15 protein-coding genes are annotated in these 13,118 nt (G+C 43.5%); 7 read left to right on the plus strand and 8 right to left on the minus strand.

Features of this window, described 5'->3' with window-relative positions:
- Nucleotides 1-116 precede the first annotated feature (116 nt).
- Both V7K21_RS05805 and V7K21_RS05810 read left to right on the plus strand, forming a co-directional pair.
- Entirely contained in the window at nt 117-836 is a 720-nt protein-coding gene (locus V7K21_RS05805; protein ID WP_012410214.1) for a hypothetical protein, read from the plus strand.
- A gap of 121 nt (nt 837-957) precedes the next feature.
- Nucleotides 958-1,866: an alpha/beta fold hydrolase gene (locus V7K21_RS05810; RefSeq protein WP_335172372.1), complete on the plus strand. Its 909-nt coding sequence runs from the start codon at nt 958-960 to the stop codon at nt 1,864-1,866.
- 198 nt (nt 1,867-2,064) lie between these two features.
- Here the strand turns inward: V7K21_RS05810 and tsaD are convergent, their stop codons facing one another.
- Nucleotides 2,065-3,114, minus strand: coding sequence for a tRNA (adenosine(37)-N6)-threonylcarbamoyltransferase complex transferase subunit TsaD (tsaD, locus tag V7K21_RS05815; RefSeq protein WP_335172374.1), 1,050 nt, complete (start codon nt 3,112-3,114; stop codon nt 2,065-2,067).
- 267 nt (nt 3,115-3,381) lie between these two features.
- Here tsaD and V7K21_RS05820 point away from each other — a divergent pair, with 267 nt between their 5' ends.
- From V7K21_RS05820 to V7K21_RS05830, 3 genes are all read left to right on the plus strand, one after another.
- Entirely contained in the window at nt 3,382-3,879 is a 498-nt protein-coding gene (locus V7K21_RS05820; RefSeq protein ID WP_334798222.1) for a Photosystem I reaction center subunit III, read from the plus strand.
- Nucleotides 3,880-3,918: 39 nt separating this feature from the next.
- Nucleotides 3,919-4,053 (plus strand): Photosystem I reaction center subunit IX, encoded by a 135-nt coding sequence (locus tag V7K21_RS05825; RefSeq protein ID WP_334724076.1) that lies wholly within the window; start codon nt 3,919-3,921, stop codon nt 4,051-4,053.
- Nucleotides 4,054-4,297: 244 nt separating this feature from the next.
- A complete protein-coding gene (locus V7K21_RS05830) occupies nt 4,298-4,819 on the plus strand; it encodes a photosystem I reaction center protein subunit XI (protein WP_335172376.1) in 522 nt (173 codons plus the stop codon).
- 65 nt (nt 4,820-4,884) lie between these two features.
- Here the strand turns inward: V7K21_RS05830 and gmk are convergent, their stop codons facing one another.
- A complete protein-coding gene (gene gmk, locus V7K21_RS05835) occupies nt 4,885-5,484 on the minus strand; it encodes a guanylate kinase (protein WP_335172461.1) in 600 nt (199 codons plus the stop codon).
- 166 nt (nt 5,485-5,650) lie between these two features.
- The gene (gene remA, locus V7K21_RS05840) at nt 5,651-5,917 is read right to left on the minus strand and encodes an extracellular matrix/biofilm regulator RemA (RefSeq protein WP_273769630.1); all 267 of its coding nucleotides are present in this window, start codon (nt 5,915-5,917) and stop codon (nt 5,651-5,653) included.
- 252 nt (nt 5,918-6,169) lie between these two features.
- On the opposite strand from remA, the gene V7K21_RS05845 reads away from it, so the two are divergent.
- Nucleotides 6,170-6,370 carry a hypothetical protein gene (locus V7K21_RS05845; RefSeq protein WP_335172378.1) on the plus strand — a complete coding sequence of 67 codons (201 nt, stop codon included), beginning with the start codon at nt 6,170-6,172 and terminating at the stop codon, nt 6,368-6,370.
- Between the two features lie 217 nt (nt 6,371-6,587).
- On the opposite strand, the gene V7K21_RS05850 is transcribed toward V7K21_RS05845, so the two are convergent.
- The 3 genes from V7K21_RS05850 to tyrS are packed head-to-tail and all read right to left on the minus strand — an operon-like array spanning nt 6,588 to nt 9,280.
- Nucleotides 6,588-7,340, minus strand: coding sequence for a hypothetical protein (locus V7K21_RS05850; protein ID WP_335172380.1), 753 nt, complete (start codon nt 7,338-7,340; stop codon nt 6,588-6,590).
- Nucleotides 7,337-8,068 (minus strand): orotidine-5'-phosphate decarboxylase, encoded by a 732-nt coding sequence (pyrF, locus tag V7K21_RS05855; RefSeq protein WP_335172382.1) that lies wholly within the window; start codon nt 8,066-8,068, stop codon nt 7,337-7,339. Before pyrF ends, V7K21_RS05850 begins: the two co-directional genes overlap by 4 nt.
- Nucleotides 8,069-8,089: 21 nt before the next feature.
- Nucleotides 8,090-9,280 (minus strand): tyrosine--tRNA ligase, encoded by a 1,191-nt coding sequence (gene tyrS / locus V7K21_RS05860; RefSeq protein WP_335172384.1) that lies wholly within the window; start codon nt 9,278-9,280, stop codon nt 8,090-8,092.
- 173 nt (nt 9,281-9,453) lie between these two features.
- Between tyrS and V7K21_RS05865 the strand changes: the two genes are divergently transcribed.
- Complete coding sequence (locus tag V7K21_RS05865) at nt 9,454-11,379, plus strand: transglycosylase domain-containing protein (protein WP_335172386.1); 1,926 nt, start codon at nt 9,454-9,456, stop codon at nt 11,377-11,379.
- Between the two features lie 84 nt (nt 11,380-11,463).
- Here V7K21_RS05865 and V7K21_RS05870 read toward each other — a convergent pair whose 3' ends face one another.
- Entirely contained in the window at nt 11,464-11,787 is a 324-nt protein-coding gene (locus V7K21_RS05870; protein ID WP_334724070.1) for a DUF1825 family protein, read from the minus strand.
- Between the two features lie 126 nt (nt 11,788-11,913).
- A complete protein-coding gene (locus V7K21_RS05875) occupies nt 11,914-12,846 on the minus strand; it encodes a J domain-containing protein (protein WP_335172388.1) in 933 nt (310 codons plus the stop codon).
- Nucleotides 12,847-13,118: the final 272 nt, after the last annotated feature.

Genomic DNA, 13,118 nt, shown 5'->3' on the forward strand with positions numbered 1-13,118 from the left:
TTGTATACAAGAGATTGAGTATTTAGGAAAATTATTCCTTAATCCCCAGTCCCCAGCCCCCAACATCCAGCCCCTAGTCCCCAGGTGACGAAAGCAAGCGAGTCTTACCCTTAACAATGGCTTCTGGTTTAAAATCTTCGACACTGGAACTCCTAAAGCGCTTTAACCGAGCGTTTCCCCAGTTTTATGAGCAATTCGTCAGCAGTGAGATTCAACTGCAAAATTTGCGCCTAGCCTACCGTCTCTATAAAACTAGACGCGCTGTTATTGAGCTGAAACCGGAAGGTAGCAAAAGTGCCCTGCATTTTGCTTACCGCAACCAGTCTTTTCTCCTCAGCGATATTTTTGGTGTGCTAGCAGCTTATGGGTTGACTATCCACGGTCTGAGTCTATACGGTCAGATCCGTCCGCCGATGTTAGTTTTTATCAAACTGTTGGTGTCTCGTGGTAGTAAAGCCTTGACCGAGAAAACCGCAGAAAATGTCTGTCGCGCCATTCGCGAGGCTTTAGGAGGTCGGTTTGAGGTAGAAGAGATGCTGGCAGTGGAATTCAATCTTGACACAGGCTTAGAGCAGGTACAAACTGAGTTCTATGTCGATCCGGTCTTTCATCTCCCTGCCTTAGTGATTGAAGCCGATAATCAACCAGGATTATTCTACAAAGTGATGTACGCCATCTGGCAGGAAGACCTGCTGGTAGTCAATGCCAATTTACTGGTTTGGCGTGGACGTACACGCCTAATTCTTTACTTGTTGGGGCCGAATGAAAGCCTCATTCCTGAATATCTCGGTCACAAAATTGCTGAAGGGGTGCGACAGAGGTTACTGGGTAAATGAAAAAAGTTATGAATTATGAGTTATGAGTTAAAAATTAACAACTCCTCACTCTTAACTCTTAACTCCTAACTCTTCGCATTCCGTATTTAGTCGCACCCGCCCTTAGGGGTACGATATAAGTATGGCAACTATCGAAATCTTGGGCGTTCCACACGCATACGAGCTAACGGCTCCCACTTCCTGCCCCCATGCTTTAGTATTTATCCACGGTTGGCTCAATAGCCGTGGGTATTGGCAACCTGTGATTTCCCGCCTATCAGATGATTTGCAGTGCCTGTCCTATGATTTGCGGGGTTTCGGTGAATCCCAGTCCCAGGTAAAAACCGATTTTAGTCGGGCACAGACGTCTCTGAGCCTGATGCCCATCTTCAGTAGTGCGGTTGGCTCACCAATCGATTCTCTTTACACTCCTGTTGCCTATGCTCAGGATTTAGCAATTCTCTTGAAACAGCTGAATATTACCAGTGCTTGGCTAATTGGTCACTCCTTGGGAGGCACGATCGCTCTCTGGGGAGCAGATCAAATACCTGAATGTGTTAAGGGAGTCATCTGTATTAACGCTGGTGGTGGTATTTATCTCAAAGAAGCCTTTGAGCAGTTTCGCTCGGCGGGTCAGAAATTTTTGCAAGTCCGTCCGCGCTGGTTGTCCCAAGTGCCTTTGATTGATTTACTCTTTACCAGAGCCACTGTGGCTCGTCCTTTGGAGCGCTATTGGGCACGTCAGCGGCTGATTGATTTCGTCGTGGCTGACCCAGAAGCATCTCTGGGAAGTCTGTTAGACTCCACAACTGAGGAAGAAATCAATCGTTTACCTGAGCTAGTATCCCAATTGAAGCAGCCAGTTTATTTTTTGGCTGGTGCCGAAGACAAGGTTATGGAACCCAAGTATGTGCGCCATTTAGCTAGCTTTCACAGACTGTTCCAATATTGTGGTGACAATGTTTGGGAAATTCCTGATTGCGGACACCTGGCTATGTTGGAACAGCCGGATGCAGTGGCTGATCACATCCGGTCGATTGTTAATAGTTAATAGGTATTGGGCATTGGGCAATTCAATTTTGGATAATGGAATTGACGATAGCGCAGCGTAAAGCCTGCGGCATGGCTTCTCTATGAGACGCTGCGCGAACGCTTAGAGCGAGTTTGCGAACGTCTTTTGGATTAAATTTTAATCTAAAATCCAAAATCTAAAATCTAAAATTCTTGCTCCCCCTGCTCCCCCTGCCCCTTATGACTTCGGGTGATACAACTTCATCACTTGGGTAAGCGCTAACCTAGACTCAACGCTTAGTGTGAAGGGAGATGTATGACCACAGGATAGATGGTCAGCGGCGGCACAGCCGATCATGGCGGCGTTATCAGTACAGAATTTCAAAGGTGGGAATAGGACGCGTAAATTATGTTCAATGGCGGCGGCTTGGAGATTTTTTCTCAACCCGCTATTAGCTGCTACACCGCCACCAACAGCAATTGTGTCTAGACCATAGTCCAAGGCACAGGCGATCGCTCTTTTGGTTAGTGATCGCGCTACGGTTTCCTGAAAACTAGCCGCTACATCTGCCACTGGTACTTGTCCACCGTCTTTCTCTAACTGCTGTACTAAACGCAATACAGCCGTTTTTAACCCACTAAAACTCGTATCGTAACGATGAAATCCCCCACCAGGTAAAGAAACTTTTCCTTCTGGTAGGCTAAAGCTTTGGGAATTCCCCTGTTGTGCTAACTTGTCAATCACTGGACCACCCGGATAACCCAGCTTTAACAATCGTGCCACCTTATCAAAGGCTTCACCCGCTGCATCATCACGGGTTTGTCCCAGTGTTTCGTATATACCACAACCTTTGACATAAATCAAGCTTGTATGTCCGCCAGAAACTAATAAACTCAAGAAAGGGGGATTTAAAGTTGATTCGCTCAAATAAGTTGCGTAAATGTGACCTTCGAGGTGATGAACTCCCAAAAATTGTTTGTTGTGTACCATCGCCAGGGTTTTAGCAGCAGTTAACCCCACCAACAGCGCTCCTACCAGTCCTGGGGCACAAGTGGCAGCAATTGCGTCAATTTTCTCCCAGTCTAGTTGGGCTTGCTCTAGGGCTTGTGCGATCACTTCATTAATTGTTTCCAAGTGCTGGCGAGATGCTACTTCCGGTACTACCCCGCCATACTGCTGATGGACTAAAATTTGCGAGGCTACAATACTACTGCAAACTTTACGATTGTTAACAATTGCGACGGCAGTTTCATCACAGCTGGTTTCTATTGCTAAAACGGTTGCCATTGAAAGTGTTGAGTCCTGAGTCTTGAGTAGTAGAGACAAAATCTTGCTTCTTTACTACCCTACAACAACAATTCTTATCCTTGGCACTCGTGACTAAGCACTCAGCACTCCATTTTGGTTGAGAAGCTTTAACTTTTATTTACTTAAACTTTACTCGGTTACCACCCAAGAGTATGATGATTTGCTAGTTATGCAAATAAACAACTGTACAAGCCGCTTCGTTTTGTACATAAAACTTTTTGTTTTGTAGTAAAAGGAAACAACTCCATGCGACGATTGTTTGCTTTGATTTTAGCGATTTGTCTTTGGTTCAACTTTGCCTCCCCAGCAAAAGCTTTAGGGGCTAATTTGACACCGTGCAAGGACAATCCCGCTTTTCAACAGCTAGCAGCTAATGCTCGTAATACCACAGGTGACCCGGAATCAGGGATAAAGCGATTTGAGCGTTATTCTCAAGAACTGTGTGGTCCTGAGGGTTACCCCCACTTGATTGTTGATGGTCGTTTAGATCATGCTGGTGACTTCCTGATCCCCAGCATTCTCTTTCTATATATTGCTGGTTGGATTGGTTGGGTAGGTCGTGCCTACCTACAAGCGATCAAGAAAGAAGGCAACAACGTGGAATTGAAAGAAGTAATCATTGAAGTACCTTTGGCACTGCCAATTATGCTCTCAGGCTTTACTTGGCCCGTAGCAGCGATAAAAGAATTTCTGTCTGGCGAATTAGTAGCTAAAGATACAGAAATCCCCATTTCGCCACGCTAACCCTTGCTGCCACTTTTGATTTATTTAGGAGAATGATTCATGCAACAGAATTATTTCGTGAAATATCTATCCTTGGGACCAGTTTTACTTTTTGTCAATTTGATTTTTACAGCCGTTTTGTTGATTTTATTTAACAACTGGTTTCCTGACCTACTTTTCCACCCACTACCATAAGTTGAAGACAGGATTAAAAAATTTTGTTAGCTGTTAGTTGACAATTAACTAATAATTAGTAACTACTAACTATTAACAAAATAGTTCTATGAAACTCGTAAGCTGATCCCAGCATCACGAGTTTCATACTTTTGAAAGCAGCTAAATTAATTTTTCTAAACTTCCCTATCAAAAAGCATATTTAGCCTCAATTATTATTAATATAAAAATGCCACCATTTTAATTTAGAGGCGAACATAAAAATATGGCACAAGCAGTAGATGCATCAAAGAATCTTCCCAGCGATCCTAGAAATCGGGAAGTTGTTTTTCCCGCATTCGGCGATCCACAGCTAGGCAACCTAGAAACCCCAATTAATGCTTCTCCCTTGAGCAAGTGGTTCATTAATAACTTACCTGCCTATCGTCAAGGTATTAGCCCTGGTAGACGTGCAGTAGAAGTTGGCATGGCTCATGGTTACTGGATATTTGGCCCCTTTGCCAAATTGGGCCCACTGCGGGACACAGCTGATGCTAACTTATCTGGATTATTAGCAGCTATAGGCTTGGTTGTTGTCCTCACCGGCGCTCTATCTCTATATGCGAATAGCAATCCGCCCAAAGCACTTCCTAGCGTTACCGTACCTAGACCTCCGGCAGATGCTTTTAACTCTAAAGAAAGCTGGAACGACTTCGCCTTTTCTTTCTTGATTGGTGGTATTGGTGGTGCAGTAGTTGCTTACTTTTTGACTAGCAATCTAGCATCAATTCAAAGTTTGTTTGGTTAATTTAGAAATCAGAAGTTAGGGGTTAGAAGTTAGGAGTTGAAATTCCTAACTTTTAACTCCTAAACTTATTTAAACAAAACCGCTTCAATATCATTTAAAGCAGTTTCAAAATCGTCATTAACGATTTGAATATCAAATTCGTCCACGGCTTTAATTTCTACTTGGGCGCGGAGTAGACGACGGGCGATCGCTTCTTCAGAATCTTGGGCGCGATCGCGTATTCGTTTCTCCAATTCATCAAAGGAAGGCGGTAAAATAAAAATGCTGAAAGCACTGGGGAAGGAAGCACGAATTTGTCTTGCCCCTTCTAACTCAATTTCCAGTACCACCAATTTGCCGGAATGAATTTGGTTAAGCACAGCTTCGCGCAAAGTACCGTAATAGTTATCAGCAAATTCTGCCCATTCCAAAAATTCCCCTTCAGCCACCAATTGTTCAAACTGATTACGGCTGATAAAGTAATAATTTTTGCCATCGATTTCCCCTGGACGGGGAGAACGAGTCGTCACCGATACAGAATAATACAATTCTGGATGACGTTGTAAGAGCGATCGCATTAAAGTACCTTTACCGACCCCACTGGGGCCAGTTAAAACAATCAACCTGCCTAGATGTAAGCATTCTTCAGTAGTAGCATTACTTTGGATGGGTAAAACTGGCATCATCCCTTTAACCTGTGAATCAATCAATAGATATTATTCATTAGTCTTGTGTTCCTGGCCAAGTCCACTATTGACTAAAGAATTTCTAGCATGAGTGAGAGAAAACTTATATAATTCACATGGTACTGCCGATATGATGCAAAGGAGAGTGGGAATAACCCACTGCTAATTAATTATCTACAGTCTGATGATCGCGGGAAATCACAAAGCGATTCGCTACCGTTTCCGGCTGAATTGCTGACAGAATTATGTGGCTGGAATCGGTGATAATTACAGCTCTAGTTCGACGACCGTAAGTTGCATCAATCAGTTGACCTCTGTCCCGTGCATCGGTAATAATCCGCTTAATTGGAGCAGACTCTGGACTGACAATGGCAACTACTCGGTTGGCAGACACGATGTTACCAAAGCCGATGTTGATTAACTGAATCTCCATAAAAAACTGAGGCCAAACGTGGTGTGAGAAGCATGAAATAAACTTATTCCCATGTTATCGCCAAAAAACGGGAGTCACAACGCTTAAATTAAAGCCAGTCTTCGTTTTTAAATAATGTCTGCTTCTTTTCGCTGTTTATTAGCTATATTTCCTGAAAATATTCCCAAAGATATAGGTGTAATTCCACTGATATAAGCTAATTGGGTGATGTAAAATTATTTTGTTTTAAATAAGTATCTGACTCAGAAATAGATGGAGGGTAAAATCGATTGGAATCGCCTCACTCTAACCGCGCTGGCTCAGTACAATGTCGGTACAGATGAATTGATTTTCTTGGGTCATAGCGAAAATGTGACGTTTCGGGTTGACACTAGGGATGGTGAAAATTCTGCTACTTTTAAAGTACTCCGTATTCATCATGCGATCGCTCAGTTTGGCGATCGCATCTGGTAACAACATGCCGTCATTGAATCGGAACTCATGTGGCTGACTGCTTTGCATCAAGATACTGATTTTGTCGTCCCATACCCCTTGCAAAACCTCAGTGGCACTTTCATTACCTCTGTAGCAGTTGATGACACCAATACAACATTTAATTGTTGTACCCTACGTTATTGAAAGGTTATGTAGCAAATATCTTCAAGGCGAAGCATTTTAGTTCTAGTCACAGCTATTTTGGTTTTATATTAACGTGAGTTCGAGGAAGTTCAATTTTGTCTCCCATATTCACAGTATGCATCCGTCGTACACTTCCAGCTTGACAATCGCGTAACCAAGTATTAACCGCTTGGGCAATGGTGCCGTTACTACTATCGCGTGGCGGAGATAGTGGCTGCTGTGCTGAATGGGAACCAATTTGAGAAAACATCATTACTAGACGCCAACCAGTTTTAGTTTTAGTCAATAACAGCCAGTGGAATTGCTCTAATTCTACCGCTTTCTTTCCTATGTACTGCCGCTCCAAGGTAGTAAAGAAAACTTGCTCAACTCCTAATGCAGAGCTTTTAGGCGCGGATGCACTATATTCTTCAAGGTTAAGGGGCAGAGGAGTAAACTCAGGTCTTCCTGCCACTAGCATATAACTGTAAACATCACTGCTTCTACTGAGGCGGCGGGCACGTTGACTAACGCGATTGGTATAACTAGGTAAATCTTCCAGTAGCTCTATAGTAAATGTTTCTAAATTTTGCTCAGAACACAAAGACCTCGCCCCACCGTTAACATTTTCTCTTTCTGCTAGCATAAAGGATTTAGGGGTGAGGTTTATCGATAACGCTGGGTAAGCAAGGCTATTTGATCCTAAAACCCAGAAACCACAAGCTAAAAGCCAACTATAATTTTTCTTCCTGAGCGAAGAGGTAAGATTGTTCCCGCCTACACCCTGCACCCTATCCCCCGGTTTCTCACTGGCTTTTAGCTTCATGCCACCGTGGTTAACTCCTCAGAAATCCTCTTCCAGGCTAACTCTGGCTCAGTAGCAGTAGTAATGGGACGCCCAATCACTAGATAATCTGCACCGGCAATGATTGCCTGTGCTGGGGTGAGCGATCGCTTTTGATCACCTTTATCTGCCCATGTTGGTCTAACCCCCGGACAAACTAGCAAAAAGTCATCTCCACAAGTTTGCCGTAGTTGTGCTACTTCTTGGGGCGAACAAACTGCCCCATCCAATCCTGCCTCTTGAGCCAGCAATGCCATTTCTAGGGCGTATTCTGGTAATTCTAAAGGAATCTTTAAATCAAACGCCAGCTGTCTTGCAGAAATGCTCGTTAACAAAGTAATAGCGATTAATTTAGGCGGTTTTACCCCTGCTTGGGCTGCCCCTTCTTGTGCCGCTTCTCTTGCAGCTTTGAGAGCATTAATACCACATGTAGCATGAATTGTCAACAAATCCACTCCATAACTAGCTGCACTACGACTTGCACCAGCAACTGTATTAGGGATATCGTGAAACTTTAAATCCAGGAAGATGCGTTTTTGCCGAGACTTTAGCACTTTTAGAATTTTCGGGCCAGTGCTGGTAAACAACTCTAAGCCTACCTTCCACCAAACCACTTGCGGGAGTTGATCCACAAGAGCGATCGCACTTTCTTCATCTGGCACATCCAAAGGCACAATAATTCTTCGTTCTGCCTGTTCACCATTCTCCATTCCCTACTCCCCACTCCCCATTTAAGGCACTAAACGCACAAACTTATTTTTCCCAACTTGTAAAACCTTACCTTGTAACTGGGCGGGATCAGCAAAAGTAGTATCAACATCAGTAATGCGATCGCCATCTAAGCGCACGCCACCTTCTTGAATTTTTCGCTTTCCTTCACCTGTACTTTTGCATAAGCCAGTGACATTGAGAATATACGCTAACTTAGTAGGAAACTGCTGCACGTCAGCTAGAGAAAATTCTGGAACGACACCTTGCTTTCCGCCGCTTTGGGCTGCTTCTTTTGCCTCTTGGGCTGCTGTTTCGCCGTGGTACTGTTTGACAACTTCCCATGCTAAAAGTGTTTGGCGATCGCGGGGATTTTCTGGCAGATTATCCAAAGGTAAATCCGTCAACAGTTCAAAATACTGCTCCAGCAGATGATCTGGAACTCCTTGTAACTTTTGATACTTTTGTGCCAGATGTTCCGACAACCCGATATAATTACCTAAAGACTTGGACATTTTTTGCACCCCATCCGTGCCAATCAAAATTGGCAGCAACATCCCAAACTGGGGCTTTTGACCAAAATGGCGCTGCAAATCTCTGCCCACAGCAATGTTAAATTTCTGATCAGTCCCTCCCAATTCCACATCTGCCTCAACGGCAACGGAATCAAAACCTTGCATTAACGGGTATAGGAACTCATGGATAAAAATCGGATTCTCTTTTTTATAGCGATCGGCAAATCCTTCTTTAGCCAACATCTGCCCCACCGTCATCGTGGAGAGTAACTCCAAAATTTTCTCTAAGTTTAGCCCAGAGAGCCATTCGGAGTTATAACGCACCTCTAACCTTCCTGGTGTGTCAAAATCCAAGATAGGACGTACTTGGTCAAGATAAGTCTGAGCATTGTGCGCTACATCTGCTTCTGTAAGCTGACGGCGGACTTCAGATTTCCCAGTCGGATCACCAATGCGTGCGGTAAAATCGCCAATAATCAGAACTGCTATATGGCCTGCATCTTGAAACGCTCGCAGTTTCCGTACTGGTATGCTATGACCGAGATGAATATCAGTACCCGTAGGGTCAATCCCCAATTTGATCCTCAAAGGTTGGTTTGTAGTTACCAAGCGCTTTTCTAGACTTTCACTGTTAGCATCAACTGGTTGTGGGAAAACTTCTACTACACCACGACGCAGCCAAGCCAAATCTTGCGTCATACTAGAAAATTCACTATTAGCTATGTTTTGCACATTAGAAGTTAAGTTGGTTATAAACACTTGCAATTTATCCGCTTTCTCATCTGCCAAACTACTATAATTGCAAAAAATTAACCGCCTTGCTTCGTCCAATCAATTACAGTTAACTTTACAAGTGAGGAAGTGAAATCGCCGTGTCGTCTTCTAGGACTTTTGAAGATAAACAGCCACAACGTAGGGCTTCATCAGGTTTTGAGTTTTTGAAAGGAGTCGGTCAGGTAACTGGCGGTACTCTCCTCTCAATCACCATGCTGGCAAGTTCCATTGTAGCCGGAGGACTGGTTGGTTTAGCCATTAGTTTCCGTAATTTGCCAGATGTGAGACAGCTACGTAACTTCTTTCCCTCAGAAACAACTTACATTTATGATATTAAGGGTAAACTTTTAACGAGTATCCACGGGGAAGCCAACCGAGAAGTCGTACCGCTGGATAGAATTTCCCCGAATTTAAAACGGGCGGTATTAGCAAGTGAAGATAGCCACTTCTACGATCACCACGGTATTAACCCCACTGGTGTTGGCCGGGCTGTAGTAGTTAACGCTGTAGCGGGTGGAGTCCGAGAAGGTGGCTCTACTGTTACTATGCAATTGGTAAAAAACCTGTTTTTGTCTCACAAGCGTGCCTTTACCCGAAAGTTAGCAGAGGGCGTGCTGGCAATCCGGTTAGAGCAAATTCTCACCAAAGACCAAATTTTAGAAATGTATCTCAATCAAGTTTATTGGGGTCATAACAATTATGGTGTACAAACGGCAGCCCGCAGTTACTTTAATAAGTCAGCAGAATATTTAACCTTGGGTGAGTCAGCAATGATGGCGGGTTTGATCCAAGCACCAGAAGAATTCAGCCCGTTTGTGAGCATGAAGCTGGCAAAACAGAAAGAAAAAGAAGTGCTAGGACGGATGCTGGAATTAAACTGGATCAACCAGTCAGAGTACGACAATGCGCTCAAGCAAGAAATCAAACTTGGTAAAATCAAATCCTTTCAAGGTAGTGCCCTACCTTATGTAACCAATACCGTAGCGCAGGAGTTAGCTAAAAAGTTTGGACGTGAGACACTACTCAAAGGCGGGATGCGGGTGCAAACTACAGTTGACGCCAACTTCCAAATGATGGCAGAGGAAACCATCACCAAATGGCATAAAACACTTTTAGAGCAGGGATTATCTAAGAATCAAATGGCTCTGGTGGCAATTGATCCGCGCACACATTTTATCAAAGCCCTGGTGGGCGGTATAGATCCTAAGACCAGTGAATTCAATCGTGCAACTCAAGCTCAACGCCAGCCCGGATCTTCTTTTAAACCGTTTGTATATTATACTGCTTTCGCTACTGGTAAGTTTTCACCAGACTCAACGGTGGTAGATGCTCCAGTCAGCTATCGAGATGGTAACGGTTGGTACTTTCCCAGAAATTATGATGGCAGTTTTAGAGGAGCGATGCCAATCCGCACAGCTATAGCTCAGTCACGTAACATTCCTGTGATCAAGGTTGGTAAGGCTGTGGGGATGAATAGAGTGATCGAAACTTGCCGTACCTTGGGCATTATGAGTCCGATGGAACCTGTTAGCTCCCTGCCTCTTGGTGCAATTGGTGTCACACCTTTGGAAATGGCTAGTGCCTATGCTACCTTTGCTAATTATGGCTGGCAGTCACCACCAACTGTAATTGCCCGTGTCACCGATAGTAGTGGTAACGTCTTGCTAGACAATACTCCTAAGCCTCAGCTAGTTCTCGATCCTTGGGCATCAGCAGCAATTATCGATGTGATGCAATCGGTAATTACTGAAGGTACTGGTAAAGGTGCAGCTATAGGCCGCCCAGCCGCAGGCAAGACGGGAACAACATCATCAGAAAAAGATATTTGGTTTGTTGGTACTGTACCACAGTTAACAACTGCTGTCTGGGTAGGGAGAGACGACAACAAACAATTAGCCGACCATGCAACAGGCGGTGTTATGGTCGCTCCGATCTGGAAAGATTTTATGCAGAAGGCACTAAAGAATGTACCAGTAGAAAACTTTAAGTCAACTTCCCAGTTTTCTCGCCCCAAGTCACAATAATTTTAGATTTTAGGTCGCACCTTTGGTGCGCTGACAGCGTAACTTAGATTTTGGATTGGCAATTAATCCAAAATCTAAAATTGACTAAACCTGTTTTTCTAGCTCGGCTTTCATCCGTTCTAAAGTAAGGTTCATTTGGTCAAACATTTGTTGCGGAGTGACACCAAACTGACCTAATTGGGTTTTCAGCTGCTCTACTGTCATTTGTGCCATAAAATCTTCTGATAGCTCGAAGCGTTTCATAAAGATGCGATACCGATCCATCATGGCTTCCATTTGCTCAATAAACACCTTTTTGCCCTCGCGGTCAAATTTGCCGTAGCCGTTACCAAGCTTGATCAGCGCTTGGTAATTGTCAAACAGCTGTTTTGCTTCTTGTTGAACTATTTCGGAATCGAAGAATCCCATATTGCTTATATTAAACTGAGCGCCTAGACCCAGTAGCTTAATAGTTTTACTTCTATTTATTATTTTAGTCTAGAGGAGTAATTTAATAACGAAGCTTCGGTTTTAGTACGGTTTTTTACCGAAATTTCAACACTTGACTTGAGAAGCTTTCCCCTGTGTAAACCGACTTAATAAAGCCGCAATACTCATAGCTTTAGCCATTGATTTAGGATTGATGCTTTCACCCGGTTGAATTTTCAATCCGGGAGCGTATTTCAAAGCTAGTGAATTTTGCGGGTTCAGTTTTAATGCTTGACGGATGTAAACCCTAGCCATTCCTATAAATTTCTGTTGGATATGTACCAAACCTAATAAGGCATAAAAGTCGCTGTTATTTGGCTCTAACTTGATGGCATCACGCAGTTCTTGTACAGCTAACGTCCAGTTGGCTAATCTGACGTACTCAATAGCTCGCTGGTAATGACGTTGAGCGTAGTCTGTCAAAACTGGTTTTACATTATGTTTTTCATCTAATGTCAATTGAACTGGCTTGACTTGTACCTCAGGGATGATGGAAACAGTTTTTTGCGGTAAAAACAGGTCTGGTTTATGCAACTGTAAGTAAACTAAATTCAGTATACTAATTTGTTGCGTCACCTGATAAAACTCATGTAGTGATTTGTATTGAGCTTCTGCATAGGAGGCGATCGCTTCTTCATAAAACAATTCTGCTTGGGGTGGAGACATTTCTATAATTTCCTGAGCTATGGCACTTTGAGAAGACAAAGCTTGCTGCTTTGAAACTCTTGCGTCTGATCGCAGCATGGCTATAGCAATAAAGCGCTTCTGTGGATGTTTCAGTTGTTCATAAGCTGGATTGATTAAACGGCTAAATATTGCCGTTGCTAATTCTTGGTCGGGATTGCTGCTTTTGGTATAGTGATCGGGATGTAGGAACTTCGCTAAAGTGTGATAGCGTTTGCAAATCTGACGATCATCAGCACTCACAGAAATTCCTAGCACAGCGTAAGGATCACAAAGCTGTTCAAGCCATTTTGGTGGTAGAAAGGTCTGTGACATCGTAGTAATCTGATCCATTAAAAACTTAAAATTAGCATCAAAGCTCAATGCATAGTCATGTGAAACTTACTCAAATTTATTCAAATACTAAATTGTGCGTGGGACTGAAGGGCAAGGCACGGTAGTTGACTAAAATGAATTTATATGAGCACTGGTAAGTAAAAATTTGGCAATATAGCCAGGATGATTACCAGAGTTGTATTTCTTCTCTTCTCTACGAAAGGCTGTGCCCTAAGCGAACGCAAGAGCGTCTCTAAGAGTTGCTATGCCGC

This window comes from Nostoc sp., from assembly GCF_036919595.1.
In the GTDB taxonomy this organism is placed as follows: Bacteria; Cyanobacteriota; Cyanobacteriia; order Cyanobacteriales; family Nostocaceae; genus Nostoc.